Source organism: Micromonospora zingiberis (genome assembly GCF_004331455.1).
Taxonomy (GTDB): Bacteria; Actinomycetota; Actinomycetes; order Mycobacteriales; family Micromonosporaceae; genus Micromonospora; species Micromonospora zingiberis.
Genome location: NZ_SJJR01000006.1, coordinates 26,606 through 42,330, shown reverse-complemented (window position 1 = coordinate 42,330; position 15,725 = coordinate 26,606). Strand labels below are relative to the sequence as shown.

The window sequence follows — 15,725 nt, the reverse complement described above, 5'->3', positions numbered from 1 at the left end:
TCCCGGGCACTGTAGGCAGTGGGTACGACAGCCCTCAGCCCAGGGCGGTCAGCCGCTGCGCCCAGTCGCCACCGACCGGCTCCAACTCGGCGATCCGGGTGTCGTCGTCCCGCCGGTCGAGCCGGATCCGCAGGTGCGCCTCGGCCAACTGCTCGACCATCCCGGCGCCCCACTCGACCACGGTCACCGACTCGTCGACCGAGGCGTCCAGGTCGAGATCGTCGATCTCGGCCCGGGGGTCGGTGGCGTCACCGAGCCGGTACGCGTCGGCATGCACCAGGGCCACGCCCCGGTCAGCGGTGGGATCCGGCCGGTGCACCCGGGCGATCACGAACGTCGGCGAGGTGATGTCACCGAGCACCCCCAGCCCGGCCCCGATCCCCTGCGTCAGTGCGGTCTTGCCGGCGCCCAGCGGGCCGGTGAGCAGCACCAGGTCCCCGGCGCGCAGCAGCCCGGCCAACCGCCGGCCGAAGGCGTGGGTGTCGGTGGCCTCCGGCAGCACGATCCGGATCACGCCTGCTCCCGCCCACAGGTGCCGAGAAACCCGATCAATGCCGCGTTGACCTCGTCGGCGTGCTCCAGCATCACCACGTGTCCACTGTCGTGGATCTTGACGAACTCGGCGTGCGGCAGCCGCCGGACGATCTCCTCCGAGTGGGTCACCGGTGTGATCATGTCCTTGTCCCCGACGATCACCAGGACCGGCGTGCCCGCCAGCGCCGCCAGCGCCGGAAATCGCGAGTGGGTGGCGATCGTACGCAGGTAGCGGGTCACCGTGTCGGCGGAGGTACGCGAGTTCATCTGCTCCACGTACGACACCAGCGCCGGGCTCGGCTTACGGGTGCCGAAGCCGTACCTGCGGGTGAGCAGCCAGGCCACGTTGGTGGTCGACTTGCGAGCCCGGTCGATCACCGCGCCGCCGTAGCGGGTGACGTTGCCGGCCATGTAGAGCACCGGGCTGCCCACCCGGCCGAGCAGAGCCGGCGCGACCAACTTGGTCTCCGCCAGCAACCCGCCCGAGGTGGCCATCAGCACGGTGCCCACCACCCGATCACCGAACATCTCCGGAAACAGCTCGGCGAGCGCCATGATGGTCATGCCGCCCATCGAGTGGCCGATCAGCACCAGCGGCCCCTCCGGAGCCACCTCGTCGATCACCCGACGCAGCGTCCGGCCGAGCGTGTCCAGGTCGTACTCGCCGCTCTCCAGCCGACCCGAGAGGCCGTGCCCCGGCTGGTCGTACGCGACGATCCGGTGCTCGCCCCGCTCGGCGAGCAGCTTGCGTTGGAAGTGGAAGGTGCCCATGTCCAGGCAGAAACCGTGCACCAGCAGCACGGTCGGGTTGCCCTCGACCGGGTGGGTCGGCTCGACCACCTCGACGTGGATGTCGGTGCCGTCCGGCATCTCCAGCCGGTACGCCTCGTCGTACCGCTGCTGGCCGAAGACCTCAGCCGCGTACGGATCGCTGGGGTCGGCCTTCAACCGACGGACCAGGGCCCGTTCGGTGGCGACCCCGGCGGCGGTCACCGCGGCGGCCACGCCGAGCGCCGCCCCCACCAGGCCGGCGGCCTTGCCCGCCGCGGTACGTGGTCGAGGGATGAGCGGACGGCTGCTCACGGGACATCGCCGTCGTAGACGCGCGGGACCCGGGTGCTGCCGAACCGGGTGACGATCTCGTAGTTGATCGTGCCAGCCACCTCGGCCCAGTCGTCGGCGGTCGGCTCGCCGTCGGCACCGCTGCCGAACAGGGTGGCCACGTCACCGGCGGCCACCGGGTCGTCGCCGCAGTCGAGCACGAACTGGTCCATGCAGACCCGCCCCGAGATGGTCCGGCGACGCCCGCCGAGCTGCACCGGGCCGGCATTCGAGGCGTGTCGCGGCACCCCGTCGGCGTAGCCGAGCGGCACCACTGCCAGGTTCGCGTCCTGCTCCGTGGTGTACGTGTGACCGTAGGAAACGCCGGAGCCGGCCGGCACCCGCTTGGTCAACATCACCCGGGCCCGGGCGGTCATCGCCGGGCGCAGTCCGAAGGTCTCACCGGCCACCGGGGAGAGGCCATAGACGGCCAGCCCCGGGCGGACCAGGTCGAAGTGGGTGTCCGGCCGGGTCAGCGTGGCCGCCGAGTTGGCCAGGTGCCGGTAGCGCGGGCGCAACCCGGCGCGCTCGACCATGGCCAGGCCCTCGTGGAAGACGGCCAACTGCCGGTCCGTGGTCGGGTGGCCGGGCAGGTCCGCGTACACGAAGTGGCTCCACACGCCGACCACCTCGACCAGGCCGTCGGCCTGCGCCTTGGCCGCGGCGTCGAGCAGGGCCGGCCAGTCGGCGACCGTCGCCCCACCCCGGGCCAACCCGGTGTCGATCTTCAGGTGCAGCCGGGCCGGGCGGTCCGCGCGCCGGCTCGCCTCGACCGTCTCGTCGAGCTGCGACAGGCTCGCCACGCCCAGGTCCACGTCTGCCGTGACGCCGCTGTCCAGCGGCAGCCCCGGGGCGAGCAGCCAGGCCAGCACCGGGGCGTCGATGCCGGCCGCGCGCAGGGTCAGCGCCTCGTCCAGGGTGCAGACACCGAGCCAGGACGCCCCGGCGTCGAGCGCGGCGCGGGCCGCCGGAATCATGCCGTGGCCGTAGCCGTCGCCCTTCACCACCGCCATCAGCTCGGCGCTGGTACCGGCGCGCAGCCGACTCACGTTCTCCCGGATCGCGTCAAGATCCACGCGTACCTCGGCCTGCCACATACCCCCACCCTACTTTCCGCGCTGATCACCGCGGGCCGCCCCGGCCAGGTCCGACCGGGTCGAGGCCGCACCGATCTGCGCGGACGAGGGTGCTCAGGGCAGCCCGGACAGCACGGGCCGCAACGCGACGGCCACGTCCGCCGCGCTGACCGGACCGGATCGGGCCGCCTCCCGGCCGGCCAGGCCATGCACGTACGCCGCCGCAGCGGCGGCCCGCGCCGCCGGCAGCCCGGCCGCGAGCAGCGAACCGAGCAGGCCGGCCAGCACGTCCCCGGTCCCGCCGGTGGCCAGCGCGGGGGTGCCGGTCGGGTTGACGTACGCCCGGCCGTCCGGCGTGCCGATCACCGTACGGTCCCCCTTGAGCAGCACCACGGCGTTCATCCAGGCGGCCAGCCGGAGCGTGGCGGCCACCCGGTCGCCACCCGGCTCCTCGCCGCAGAGCCGGGTGAACTCCCGATCGTGCGGTGTGACCACGATCGGGGCGTCGCGCCGACGCAACTGGTCGGCGAGGGAGCCGTCGACCAGCAGGGTCAGCGCGTCGGCGTCCAGCACCACCGGCACCGGCGCGGCCAGCACGGTACGAAGTTCCGTTGCCGCCCGGTCGTCGGTGCCCAACCCCGACCCGCACACCCAGGCCTGCACCCGCCCGGCGTCGGCCACCCGCGAAGTCGCGATCACCGAGGGGTGCTGGTGCACCACCTCGTCACGGGCACCCCCGGCATAGCGGACCAGGCCGGTCGGTCCGGCCAGCGCGCCGCCGACGGAGAGCACCGCCGCCCCCGGATATCTCGCCGAACCGGTCGCCACCCCGACCACGCCCCGGGTGTACTTCTCCGAGGCGGCACCGAGTCGAGGCCACCACTGCGCCACGTCCGACCACTCCACCACCCGCAGCGCCGGAGCGCCGCGCAGGCACGGTTCAAGCCCGATGTCGACCAGTTCCACCTGCCCGGCCAGCGCGGCGGCGGGACCGACGGCCAGCGCCGGCTTCAGCGCGCCGAAGGCCACCGTGACATCGGCGCGGACCGCGTTGGGCCGGCCGGAGGCGGTCAGCGGCACCGCGCCGGTGTCCACCACCACACCACTGGGCACGTCCACGGCCACCACCGTCGCCCGGGCACCGTCGCGTCCGTGGTGCCGCAGCAGGCTCGCCGCCAACTGCTCGGCGGTTTCCCGCAGGCCACCGTGCCCGCCGATGCCGACGATGCCGTCGAGCACCAGGTCGACCACGGCCGGCGGGCGGTCCACCACGCGTCCACCGGCGGCGCGCAGCGCGGCCAACCCCTCGGCGTGCGCGCGGCCCGGGGTGAGCAGCAACGCCGACACGGCCGCACCGCGCTGGGCCAGCCGGGCACCGGCGTACAACGTGTCACCGCCGTTGTCGCCGGAGCCGACGAGCAGCAGCACCGGCGCGGCGTACACCCCGCCCCGGTCGGCGAGCAACAGTGCGCAACGCCGGGCCAGCCCGGCGGCGGCGCGCTGCATCAGCGTGCCCGGGGGGAGTTCGGCCATCAGTGCCGCCTCCGCCGCCCGCACGTCCGCCACCCGCCAGACCGGCCTCATCTGCCACCCCGTTCTTCCGAGCGAAGCCGGTCGGCGAGCGATGGCGTGCCGGCCAGCGCCCGGGCGAGCCGGTAGGCCAACGCCACGTCGAGACCGACAGCGACGATCACGCGGCCCACCCTACCGGCGGGCGGGCCACAAGATAGGCGTCCGCCGCCGCCCCGGCAACGCCTGTGGACAACGCACCGGTCCGCCCCTCACCGGTTGTCCACAGGGCACGCCCCGGGTGCCCGGCTGGGCCTAGCTTCGTGCCGGACGACGGTGCCGCAGGTGGGAGGGGCGATGACCGAGCAGGAGTTGACCGTGCAGCCGGAGTTGCTGCACCAGGTTGGACGGTCGCTGGGCGACCAAGGTCACCGGCTGGCGCAGGGGCTGGCCGACGTGCCGGGGTTCGCGCCACCGGCACCCGGCTGGTCGGCCGGGGCCGCGCTGGGCGCGCTGGAAGCAGCCGTGCAGTCCTGGTCGGCCCGGCTCGGCGCCCAGGTGACGCAGACCGGTGACGCGGTACGCGCCGCCGCCCGAGCGTACGAGTCGGTGGACGACCGGGTGGCCGTCCGACTGTCCACCCTGCCCCGGTGACCGGGGCGACCCGAGCGGGCCAGGTCGGCTACGCGCAGCTCTCGACGGCTGATCCGGCGAGCTGGCGGGCCACCGGGACGGCCTGGGCGCAGCTGGTCGGCCTGGCCGAGCGACGCGCCGCCGAACTCGCGGCCGATGCGGCAGCGTTGCGCTCCCGATGGTCGGGGCAGGCCGCCACCGCTGCCGAGGATCGACTCTCCGACCTACGGGCCGAGCTGCGCACGCTGGCGCCGGTCGCGATCGAGGTCGACCAGGTGCTGGCCGAGTTCGCCGCCCGGCTGACGGCGGCCCGGGCCCGGTTGGCGGCGGCCGTGACGCTGGCGGCCACCGCCGGGGTGCTGATCGACCGATGGGGCCGGACCAGCCCCGATCCGGACCGGGTGCCGATCCACCGAGCCGGTCCGACGGTGGTTCCGGTGGCAGCGGCCATCCGGGACGCGCTCGACCTGGCCAGCGCGGCGGACCGGGAGGCTGCCGACCGTCTCGACCGACTGTCGGCGGGCGCCGAATCCGGCTGGGTGACCCGACCACCACCGGGACGGCCCGCGCCGCACACCGATCCCGCCCTGGTCAACCGCTGGTGGGCGGGGCTCAGCGCGGCCGAACGGCGCTGGCTGGTGGGACACGAGCCCGAGCTGATCGGTCGGCTGGACGGCATCCCGGCCGCCGCCCGCGACCAGGCCAACCGGTTACTGCTGGGGGCGCGACGCGCGGCGTTGCTGGAACGCTGGGGGCAGTTGCTGGGCCGGGTGCCGCGCGGGCCGGCCGAACTGCTCGGGCTACGCGCCGTCGACGCCGCGTTGACCGGGCTGGACGCGCTCGCGGACCGGCTGGCGTCGCCGGAGCTGCCCCGCGCGTACCTGCTCGGGCTGGAGGTCGGCGGTGAGGGGCGGACGGTGGTCGCGCTGGGCAACCCGGATCGCGCTGCCGGCATCCTGACGCATGTGCCGGGCATGACCGCCGGGCTGGACGGCGCCACCGACGAGCTGGGTCGCGCCGCCCGGGTGCTGTCCCGTTGTGCCGAACTGGCACCCGGGCAGGAGACCTCCGCGGTGCTCTGGCTGGACTACGACGCCCCGGATTTCCTCCACGAGGCGGCCCGGGACGGGCAGGCCCGCGCGGCCGGTGACGCGCTGCACCGGTTCCAGGAAGGGCTGCGGACCACCCATGACGGGGCGCCCGCCCGGCAGACCGTCCTCGGGCACAGCTACGGGTCGCTGGTGGTGGGCAGCGCCGCCCGGGATCACGGGCTCGCCGCGGACGCGCTGGTCTTCGTCGGCTCGCCCGGGGTCGGCGTGGGGCACGCCGCCGAGCTGGGCGTACCAGCCGGCCAGGTGTGGGCCAGCAGCGCACCGGACGACGTGATCCGACTGACCCGCCCGCCGGACGAGTTGGCCCGGCAGGCGGTGCTCAGCGTCTCCCCGCTCGCCACGATCGCCGGGATGCTGGCCGGCAGCGACGACGAACGCTGGTTCGGACGTGACCCGACCGACCCGTCCTTCGGTGGCCGGACCTTCCCCAGCGGCCGGTACGGCCACACCGGCTACTGGCATCCGGCCAACCCGGCACTGGACGGCATGGCCCGGATCGTGGTCGGGCAGTGACGTGCGGCTACTCGACGGTGACCGACTTGGCGAGGTTACGCGGCTGGTCCACGTCGTGCCCCCGGGCGGCGGCGATCTCGGCGGCGAAGACCTGCAACGGCACGGTCGTCACCAGCGGGGCGAGCAGCGTCGGGGTACGCGGCACGTAGATCAGGTGATCGGCGTAGCGGACGACCGCCTCGTCGCCCTCCTCGGCGATCACGATGGTGCGGGCGCCCCGGGCGCGTACCTCCTGGATGTTGGAGACGACCTTGTCGTGCAGCAGGCCGCGGCCGACCGGCGAGGGCACCACGCAGATGACCGGGGTGCCCTGGTCGATCAGGGCGATCGGGCCGTGCTTCAGCTCGCCCGCGGCGAAACCCTCGGCGTGCATGTACGCCAGTTCCTTCAGCTTGAGCGCGCCCTCCAGCGCCACCGGGTAGCCGACGTGCCGGCCGATGAACAACACCGTCGGCTCGGAGCGCAGCTCGCGGGCCAGCTCACGCACCGGCTCGATGCGGCCCAGCAGCTCACGCAGCTTGTCCGGCACCTGGTGCAGTTGCTCGACCACGGCCGCCACCTCGTCGGCGAACTTGATGCCGCGCACCTGCGCCAGGTGCAGGCCGATCAGGTAGCAGGCGACGAGTTGGGTGAGGAACGCCTTGGTGGAGGCGACGGCGATCTCCGGACCGCCGTGGGTGTAGAGCACCGCGTCGGACTCGCGGGGGATGGTGGAGCCGTTGGTGTTGCAGATGGCCAGCACCCGGGCCTTCTGCTCCTTGGCGTGCCGCAGTGCCATCAGGGTGTCCATCGTCTCGCCGGACTGCGAGATCACCACGATCAGGGTGGACCGGTCGAGCACCGGGTCGCGGTAGCGGAACTCGCTGGCCAGTTCCACCTCGCAGGGGATCCGGGTCCAGTGCTCGATGGCGTACTTGGCGACCAGCCCCGAGTGGTACGCGGTGCCGCAGGCGACGATGAAGATCTTGTCGACGTCGCGCAGGTCCTGGTCGCTGAGCCGGACCTCGTCGAGCATGATCTCGCCGGATTCGGTCAGCCGGCCGAGCAGCGTGTCGGCGACCGCCTGCGGCTGCTCCTCGATCTCCTTGAGCATGAACCAGTCGTAGCCGCCCTTCTCGGCGGCGGAGGAGTCCCAGTCGATGTGGAAGTCCTTGCCGCTGGCGGGCTGGCCGGCGAAGTCGGTGATCTCGATGGTGTCGGCGGTGATCAGGACGATCTGGTCCTGGCCCAGCTCGACCGCCTCGCGGGTGTGCTCGATGAACGCGGCCACGTCGCTGGCCAGGTAGTTCTCCCCGTCGCCCCGGCCGACCACCAGGGGCGAGTTGCGGCGGGCGCCGACCACCGCGCCGGGCACCGCGGCGTCCACGGCGAGCAGCGTGAAGGCGCCTTCCAGCCGCTGGCAGACCACCTGCATGGCGGCGGCGAGCAGCCGCGGCCCGTCCGACTGGCCGGCCGCCCGCAGCTCGGCCAGCGCCTTGGCGAGCAGGTGTGCGGCGCACTCGGTGTCGGTGTCGCTGGCGAAGGTGACTCCGTCGTCCTCCAGCTCGGCGCGGAGCTTGGCGAAGTTCTCGATGATGCCGTTGTGGATCACCGCGACCCGACCGTCCGGGGACAGGTGCGGGTGGGCGTTGCGGTCGGTGGGGCCGCCGTGGGTGGCCCAGCGGGTGTGGCCGATGCCGGTGGTGCCGTCGCCGATGCCGATCGGGCTGGCTCCGCAGCCGGCCGGGTCCTCGGCGGCCCGCTCGGAGAGCACCTTCTCCAGGTTGGCCAGCTTGCCGGCCTTCTTCTCGGTCAGCAGTTCCCCGTCGCAGGCAATGGCGACGCCGGCCGAGTCGTAGCCGCGGTATTCCAGCCGCCGCAAGCCGTCGAGCACGATGCCGAGCGCCGGTCGGCCACCGGCGTAACCCACGATTCCACACATGGATGGCAGCCTAACCAGGTCCGCTCAGGATGTCTGCGCGAAAGCCAGGTAAACAATCACTGAATATGCGCGTTTCGGCACTGTCCGGTGATCGGGCTCACAAAGCACGCAGCCGGGGGCGGGCGTTGCGATGGCTCGCACCCGTACCCTGACGGGCGTGACGAGCACCGATGTCGACCCACTGGTGAGCCGGATGCGCCCGTTCGGGACGACGATCTTCGCCGAGATGTCCGCCCTTGCCGTGCGAACCGGTGCGGTGAACCTCGGGCAGGGCTTTCCGGACACCGACGGCCCGCCCGAGATGCTCGCCGCCGCGGCCGAGGCGCTGCGCGCCGGCCGCAACCAGTACCCGCCGGGTCCGGGCATCCCCGAGCTGCGCACGGCGGTGGCGGCACACCAGCGCCGCTTCTGGGGCCTGGAGTACGACCCGAACGGCGAGGTGGTGATCACCGCCGGGGCGACCGAGGCGGTGGCCGCCGCGATCCTCGCCCTCTGCGAGCCCGGCGACGAGGTGGTCTGCTTCGAGCCGTACTACGACTCGTACGCCGCCTCGATCGCCCTGGCCGGCGCGGTGCGGCGACCGGTCACCCTGCGTCCTGGCCCCGATGGGCGGTACGCCTTCGACCCGGCCGCGCTGCGCGCGGCGTTCGGTCCGCGTACCCGGTTGGTGCTGCTGAACTCCCCGCACAACCCGACCGGCAAGGTGTTCACCCCGACCGAACTGGCCCTGGTCGCGGAACTCTGCCAGCAGCACGGCGCGTACGCGGTCACCGACGAGGTGTACGAACACCTGGTCTTCACCGACGCCGCGAGCCGGCACGTCCCGCTGGCGACGCTGCCCGGCATGCGCGAGCGCACCTTGCGCATCTCCTCGGCCGGCAAGACCTTCTCCTGCACCGGCTGGAAGGTGGGCTGGGCGAGCGGCCCGGCGGAGCTGGTGTCGGCGCTGCTGCGCGTCAAGCAGTTCCTCACCTTCGTCAACGCCGCGCCGCTGCAACCGGCGGTCGCGGTGGCGCTCGCCCTGTCCGACGCATACTTCGACGAGTTCCGGGCCGGCCTGCAGGCCCGCCGGGACCAGCTGATCGGCGGGCTCACCGACGCCGGTTTCGAGGTGCTCACCCCGGAGGGGACGTACTTCGTCACCGCCGACATCACCCCGCTCGGCGGCACCGACGGCGTCGAGTTCTGCCGGGCGCTGCCCGAACGCTGCGGCGTGGTGGCCGTACCGACCCAGGTCTTCTACGACGACGCCGAGGCCGGCCGGCGGCTGGTCCGGTTCGCCTTCTGCAAACGCCCCGACGTGCTCACCGAGGCGGCGTCCCGACTGCGCGCCGCCAAGTGGGACCGATGACCGACGAACAGGCGAAGCGGGCCCGCCGCCAAGCGGCCCTGCGGGATTGCCACACCGTGCTCTCCGGCGCCCGGCCGCTCTCGGTCGCCGAGCAACTCGACGCCATCCGGACGCTCGTCGACGACGACCTACAGCCCGACTTCTACGGCACCGGCGGAGCGGTGACGGCGCTGGAGAGCCGGGTGGCCGAGCTGCTCGGCACGCAGGACGCGGTCTTCTTTCCCACCGGAACGATGGCCCAGCAGGTGGCCATGCGCTACGGCGCGGAGCTGACCGGGCGGCCCGGCGTCGGCCTGCACCCGTTGAGCCATCCGCTGGTGCACGAGCGGGACGCGTACGCCGTGCTCGGCGGTCTGCGCGCGGTCCGCACCACGACCGCGCCGCGCAACCCGACCGCCACCGAAGTGGCCGGCCTCGACGAGCCGATCGGTACGCTGCTGCTCGAACTGCCGCTGCGCGACGCCGGCTTCGTCCTGCCGACCTGGGACGAGTTGGTCGCCACGGTCGACGCGGCCCGGGATCTGGGTGCCCGCGTGCACTTTGACGGCGCCCGGATCTGGGAGTCCACCGTCCACCTGGGACACTCGACGGCCGAGATCGCCGCGCTGGCGGACAGCACGTACGTCTCGTTCTACAAGTCCCTCGGCGGCATCTCCGGTGCGGCGTTGGCCGGCAACTTCGACCTGGCCCGCTACGCCCGTGCCTGGCGGCACCGTTACGGCGGCAACCTGTTCCAGCAGTGGCCGGCCGCCCTGGCCGCCCTGCACGGACTGGACCGCGAGCTGCCCCGGCTGGCCGGCTACGTCGCCCACGCGCGGACGGTGGCGCAGGCCCTGAGCGCCCTACCCGGCGCCCAGGTCTTTCCCGATCCGCCGCACACCCACCAGTTCCGGCTCTGGCTGCCGCACCCGGCGGACACGCTGAACGACGCGAACCTCGCGCTCGCCGAGGAGGAGAAGGTCTGGTTCGCCGGCGGCTGGACTCCCACCGAACTGCCGGGCCTCGCCTACACCGAGATCACCGTCGCCGGACCCGCCCTTGAGCTGCCCGCCGAACAGGTCACCGAGCTGGGCAGCCGATTTCTGAGCCGCCTCTAGGCAGGCGTTGTTAACAAGGGGCCCCTGCTATACGCCAGGCGTTAACAGGGGGCCCTTCCTTACCCCGCCGTCAGGCGGGGCTGGCGGTGCGGACCTGTTCGGCGATCCGCTCGGCGACCTCCCGCGCGGTCGCCTCGGTGGCCGCCTCGACCATCACCCGCACCAGCGGCTCGGTGCCCGAGGGACGCAGCAGCACCCGTCCGGTCTCACCCAGCTCGGCCTCGGCGCGTTCCACCTCGGCGCGGACGGCCGGCGCGGCGGCACCGACGGTACGGTCCCCGACCGGCACGTTGATCAGCACCTGCGGCAGCTTGGTCACCACCGCCGCGAGGTCCGCCAGCGTACGGCCGGTCGCCGCCATCCGGGCCATCAGGTGCAGCCCGGTCAGCACCCCGTCGCCGGTGGTGGCGTACGCCGGCATCACGATGTGCCCGCTCTGCTCGCCGCCCAGGGCCAGCCCGGAGGCGCGCAACTCCTCCAGCACGTACCGGTCGCCGACCTTGGTCTCGACCAGTCGGATGCCCTCGGCGGACATGGCCAGGCGCAGGCCGAGGTTGCTCATCACGGTGGCCACCAGGGTGTCCCCGGTGAGCGTGCCGGCCTCCCGCATGGCCAGGGCCAGGATCGCCATCACCTGGTCGCCGTCGACCTCGTCGCCGTCGGCGGTCACGGCGACGCAACGGTCGGCGTCGCCGTCGTGCGCGATGCCGAGGTGCGCGCCGTGCTCCACGACGGCCTCGCGCAGGGCGGCGATGTGGTTCGACCCGCACTCGTCGTTGATGTTGAGCCCGTCCGGCTCGGCGTAGATCGCGACGACCTCGGCGCCGGCCTCCCGGTATGCCGCCGGGGCGACCTCGGCGGCGGCGCCGTTGGCGCAGTCGACCACGACCTTGATCCCGTCGAGGCGGTGCGGCACGGTGCCGACGAGGTGCTGCACGTAGTGGTCGGCGCCGTCGAGCAGGTCGTGTACCCGGCCCACCCCCGCGCCGACCGGCCGCTTCCAGGCGGTGGTGGCGTTGGCCTCGATGGCCGCCTCGATCCGCATCTCGATCTCGTCGGGCAGCTTGTGCCCACCAGCGGCGAAGAGCTTGATCCCGTTGTCCGGCATCGGGTTGTGCGAGGCCGAGAGCATCACCCCGAGGTCCGCCTTGGCCTCTGCGGTGAGGAACGCCACGGCCGGGGTGGGCAGCACACCGACCCGGACGACCGTCGCACCGGCGCTGGTCAGCCCGGCCACCACCGCCGCCTCCAGCATCTCGCCGCTGGCCCGGGTGTCCCGCCCGACCACGGCCAGCGGGGCATGACTGCGGTCCGACTCGGCGAGGGTGTGTGCGGCCGCCACGGCCACCGCAAGCGCCAACTCCGGGGTGAGATCGACGTTTGCCCGTCCGCGTACGCCGTCCGTGCCGAACAACCGGCCCATACCCGCCAACCTCCGATGAAACTGCCGATGCAGGAGAAATTTCCCTCTGGTGGAGAGAGCGAAACGGCCGGCCCACCTCCCGCGTCGAGGGGGAGGCGGACCGGCCGTCCGTCAGAAGTACAAGGTGCGGCTGGAGGTCAGCGCTTCGAGTACTGAGGAGCCTTACGGGCCTTCTTGAGGCCGTACTTCTTGCTTTCCTTGACCCGAGCGTCCCGGGTCAGGAAGCCGGCCTTCTTCAGGGCCGGGCGGTCGTCCGGCTCGCTGACGATCAGCGCCCGGGCGATGGCCAGCCGCAGCGCACCGGCCTGGCCGGTGGTGCCGCCGCCACGCAGGTTGGCGATGACGTCGAACGTCTCGGCCTTCTCGGCGGTGACCAGCGGGTCCTTGATCAGCTGCTGGTGCACCTTGCTCGGGAAGTAGGCCTCAAGGTCCCGGCCGTTGCAGGTGATCTTGCCGGAGCCCGGCACGATGCGGACCCGGACGATGGCCTCCTTGCGCCGACCCACGGTCTGGATCGGGCGGTCACCACGAGGCGCGCGGGCGACGGGCGCCGGCGCCTCGGTGGCCTCGGGGGCAACCTCGGTGGCGGTGATGTCGGTCATGCTGATTCCTTCGCCCGCGCTCACTGCGCGATCTGCTTGATCTCGAACGGCATCGGCTGCTGCGCGCCGTGCGGGTGCTCTGCACCGGCGTAGACCTTCAGCTTCTTGATCAGCTGACGGCCGAGCTTGTTGTGCGGGAGCATTCCCTTGACAGCCAGCTCGATGGCCCGCTCGGGGCGCTTGGTCAGCAGCTCCTCGTAGCCGACCTGCTTGAGGCCACCCGGGTAACCGGAGTGCCGGTAAGCGATCTTCTGCTGGCGCTTGTTGCCGGTCAGCGCAACCTTGCCCGCGTTCACGATGACGACGAAGTCGCCCGTGTCGACGTGCGGCGCGAAAGTCGGCTTGTGCTTGCCCCGCAGCAGCGTGGCGGCGTGGGTGGCCAGGCGGCCCAGCACGACATCAGAGGCGTCGATGACGTGCCACTGACGCTCGATCTCACCCGGCTTCGGGCTGTACGTACGCACAGGTCTACCTTGTCTCGTCGTCGGTCTGGGGTCGCGCGCCGAGGTGACCAGAAACTCCCGGCCCGGACCAGCGCGCACGAACGACCAAGCGTACCTCAGGCGGCACGCCCACAGATGTCGTACAACAGCAGGCAACGATACCCGCAGCCCCGGCGGCCGGTCAAAACGGGGTCCGGCAGGCGCGCCGGAAGGGCGGAGATGACCTCGCTCACACCCTTGCCCGCGCCATCCGGGACCCGGGTCGCAGGTACGCCGCCCAGGTGACCACGAGCAGCACCAGGAAGAACGCCACGTAGAAGCGCAGCGCCGGCTGGATCCCACCGTAGGTGGACCTGGCCCAGGCGTAACAGATCGGCACCAGGAATCCGCCGAGGGCACCGACTGCCGAGATGATGCCCAACGCACCGGCGGCCTGCCGGCGCATCGCCAGCATCACCTCCGGCGCACCACCCAGATCCTCCCCCTTGACCTGGAAGATCCTGCTGATCATCCGGTAGGTCGAGCCGTTGCCAACGCCGGTGGCCACGAAGAGCAGCAGGAAGGCCGCGAAGAACACGCCCATGCTGCGCTGCTCGACCGACCAGAGTGCGGCCAGGGCACCGACGGCCATCAGCACGAAACTGGCCACCGTCACCCGGGCACCGCCCACCACGTCGGAGAGCCGGCCACCGAACGGGCGGCAGAGCGAGCCCACCGCCGCGCCGAGGAACGCCCAGGCCAACGCCACGTCCGGCCGGCCGAACACCGAGGTCAGCAGGGTCGGGAAGGCCGCCGAGTAACCGATGAACGAGCCGAAGGTGCCGATGTACAGCAGGGACATGATCCAGGTGTCCCGGTGCCGCAGCGACGACCAGACCGGCCCCACGTCGGCCCTGGCCTCCACCAGGTTGTCCATGAACAGGTACGCGCAGACCGCGGCGATCACCGCGAGCGGGATGTACATCAGGCCGGCCCGGGCCAACGCGAGCCCGCCGCCGAGCACGATCACCTGCGGCACCAGGAACTGCACCACCGCCACGCCGATGTTGCCACCGGCCGCGTTGAGGCCCAGCGCCCAACCCTTCTCCCGCTCCGGGTAGAAGAAGGAGATGTTCGCCATGCTGGAGGCGAAGTTGCCGCCGCCCAGCCCGGCGGTGCCGGCGATCAGCAACAGCACCGGGTAGCCGATCTCCGGGCGCTCGACCGCCCAGGCCAGGCCCGCGCAGGGCACGATCAGCAGCAGCGCGGAGATGATCGTCCAGTTCCGGCCGCCGAACACCGGCACGGCAAAGGTGTACGGCAGCCGCAGCAGCGCCCCGACCCCGCTCGGTACGGCGGCCAGCCAGAGCGCCTGGCTGGTGGTCAACTGCCAGCCGGCGTCACCGAGCCGGACGACGACGATGCTCCACAGCAGCCACACCGAGAAACCGATGTGCTCGGCGAAGATCGACCAGATGAGGTTGCGCCGGGCGATCCGGCTGCCGGTCGTACGCCAGAACCCCGGATCCTCCGGCGTCCAGTGCCCGATCCAGCGGCCGGGCCGGCGGTCCAGGCTCTCCTCTTCGATAACCTCGGGTTGCGCGCTCGTGGTGGTCATGGCGCAGAAGCTAGAAATCGACAGTTACCGCGACGTTCGTCCTTCGGGTCGGCCCCGCAACGGGACGCGCACCACCGGCCGGCGATCGCGGTGAGGACCGCGCCGGGTCAACGGCGGTGAGGACCGCGCCCGGTCAGAGTTGCTGGAGGATGCGCAGCGCCCGGTCGATGTGGCGCATGGTGTCGGCGTCGGCCACGTCCACGCACTCGGTGAACCACTTCTTCATCGGCGACGAGATCCGGTCGGGCATCACCACCCAGCCGCCCATCGGCACCGCCAGCGGCGAGTCACGCAGCAGCGCCGCCTCGACCACCTCGGCGACGATCACGATGGGTACGGCAGTGGAGTTGTAGACATCGGAACTGATCACCAGCCCGAGCCGCTCCCGAGCCCCCTCGATCCGCCAGACCTCGCCCCTACGCAGCACGCGGGCGACCACCGAAGAGCAGATCGTCGACCATGCCCACCTCCTGCGCGTCGGCCAGCGAGGCGGACTCCAGATCCAGCCCGGCCCGGCCCACCGCAGCGGCATGCGCCGCGAAGACCTCGCGTAGCGCCTTCTCCCGTGCCGCCTGATCCATCCAGGCCGACAGCGAAAGCCCCTCGCGCTTGGCGAACCGTCGGGCGTCCGCGATCGTGTCCTCGGAGAACGACAGGGTCACCTTGGCTGTCATGCCGATCAGATTACCCGCTGGTATGACCACCAGTCATCCAATGCGTACCACAATTCCGCCGACCAGCCTTGGTTAGCTCGCGCGGCCCCACCCCGCTGGCCCCCAGCCCAACCAGCGCGTCCGAACCGGCACCGCGACC

15 protein-coding genes are annotated in these 15,725 nt (G+C 72.4%); 4 read left to right on the top strand and 11 right to left on the bottom strand.

Going from position 1 to position 15,725, the window contains the following annotated elements:
- Positions 1-34: 34 nt before the first annotated feature.
- The 4 genes from tsaE to E0H26_RS11150 form a co-directional block, all read right to left on the bottom strand.
- On the bottom strand, positions 35-514 hold the full coding sequence (tsaE, locus tag E0H26_RS11165; RefSeq protein WP_131303527.1) for a tRNA (adenosine(37)-N6)-threonylcarbamoyltransferase complex ATPase subunit type 1 TsaE: 480 nt from the start codon (positions 512-514) through the stop codon (positions 35-37).
- Positions 511-1,617: an alpha/beta fold hydrolase gene (locus tag E0H26_RS11160; protein WP_131303526.1), complete on the bottom strand. Its 1,107-nt coding sequence runs from the start codon at positions 1,615-1,617 to the stop codon at positions 511-513. The genes tsaE and E0H26_RS11160 overlap by 4 nt, the downstream gene beginning before the upstream one ends.
- Positions 1,614-2,732, bottom strand: a complete 1,119-nt coding sequence (alr, locus tag E0H26_RS11155) for an alanine racemase (RefSeq protein ID WP_131303525.1) — start codon at positions 2,730-2,732, stop codon at positions 1,614-1,616. The genes E0H26_RS11160 and alr overlap by 4 nt, the downstream gene beginning before the upstream one ends.
- Positions 2,733-2,825: 93 nt before the next feature.
- A complete protein-coding gene (locus E0H26_RS11150) occupies positions 2,826-4,295 on the bottom strand; it encodes an NAD(P)H-hydrate dehydratase (protein WP_131303524.1) in 1,470 nt (489 codons plus the stop codon).
- A gap of 282 nt (positions 4,296-4,577) precedes the next feature.
- Here E0H26_RS11150 and E0H26_RS11145 point away from each other — a divergent pair, with 282 nt between their 5' ends.
- Complete coding sequence (locus tag E0H26_RS11145) at positions 4,578-4,874, top strand: hypothetical protein (protein WP_131303523.1); 297 nt, start codon at positions 4,578-4,580, stop codon at positions 4,872-4,874.
- A complete protein-coding gene (locus E0H26_RS11140; RefSeq protein WP_131303522.1) occupies positions 4,871-6,478 on the top strand; it encodes an alpha/beta hydrolase in 1,608 nt (535 codons plus the stop codon). Before E0H26_RS11145 ends, E0H26_RS11140 begins: the two co-directional genes overlap by 4 nt.
- Before the next feature lie 7 nt (positions 6,479-6,485).
- Here E0H26_RS11140 and glmS read toward each other — a convergent pair whose 3' ends face one another.
- On the bottom strand, positions 6,486-8,399 hold the full coding sequence (gene glmS / locus E0H26_RS11135) for a glutamine--fructose-6-phosphate transaminase (isomerizing) (protein ID WP_131303521.1): 1,914 nt from the start codon (positions 8,397-8,399) through the stop codon (positions 6,486-6,488).
- A 157-nt stretch (positions 8,400-8,556) separates the two neighbouring features.
- On the opposite strand from glmS, the gene E0H26_RS11130 reads away from it, so the two are divergent.
- The gene (locus tag E0H26_RS11130; protein WP_131303520.1) at positions 8,557-9,750 is read left to right on the top strand and encodes a pyridoxal phosphate-dependent aminotransferase; all 1,194 of its coding nucleotides are present in this window, start codon (positions 8,557-8,559) and stop codon (positions 9,748-9,750) included.
- Positions 9,747-10,847 (top strand): threonine aldolase family protein, encoded by a 1,101-nt coding sequence (locus E0H26_RS11125; RefSeq protein ID WP_131303519.1) that lies wholly within the window; start codon positions 9,747-9,749, stop codon positions 10,845-10,847. The genes E0H26_RS11130 and E0H26_RS11125 overlap by 4 nt, the downstream gene beginning before the upstream one ends.
- A gap of 70 nt (positions 10,848-10,917) precedes the next feature.
- Here the strand turns inward: E0H26_RS11125 and glmM are convergent, their stop codons facing one another.
- The 6 genes from glmM to E0H26_RS11095 form a co-directional block, all read right to left on the bottom strand.
- Entirely contained in the window at positions 10,918-12,270 is a 1,353-nt protein-coding gene (gene glmM / locus E0H26_RS11120) for a phosphoglucosamine mutase (RefSeq protein ID WP_131303518.1), read from the bottom strand.
- 137 nt (positions 12,271-12,407) lie between these two features.
- On the bottom strand, positions 12,408-12,872 hold the full coding sequence (rpsI, locus tag E0H26_RS11115) for a 30S ribosomal protein S9 (RefSeq protein ID WP_131303517.1): 465 nt from the start codon (positions 12,870-12,872) through the stop codon (positions 12,408-12,410).
- Positions 12,873-12,892: 20 nt separating this feature from the next.
- Entirely contained in the window at positions 12,893-13,336 is a 444-nt protein-coding gene (gene rplM / locus E0H26_RS11110) for a 50S ribosomal protein L13 (protein ID WP_131303516.1), read from the bottom strand.
- Between the two features lie 208 nt (positions 13,337-13,544).
- The gene (locus E0H26_RS11105; RefSeq protein ID WP_131303515.1) at positions 13,545-14,912 is read right to left on the bottom strand and encodes a NarK family nitrate/nitrite MFS transporter; all 1,368 of its coding nucleotides are present in this window, start codon (positions 14,910-14,912) and stop codon (positions 13,545-13,547) included.
- Between the two features lie 133 nt (positions 14,913-15,045).
- Positions 15,046-15,351: a type II toxin-antitoxin system PemK/MazF family toxin gene (locus E0H26_RS11100; RefSeq protein WP_206025023.1), complete on the bottom strand. Its 306-nt coding sequence runs from the start codon at positions 15,349-15,351 to the stop codon at positions 15,046-15,048.
- Positions 15,329-15,586: a DUF6364 family protein gene (locus tag E0H26_RS11095; protein ID WP_131303513.1), complete on the bottom strand. Its 258-nt coding sequence runs from the start codon at positions 15,584-15,586 to the stop codon at positions 15,329-15,331. The genes E0H26_RS11100 and E0H26_RS11095 overlap by 23 nt, the downstream gene beginning before the upstream one ends.
- Positions 15,587-15,725 lie beyond the last annotated feature (139 nt).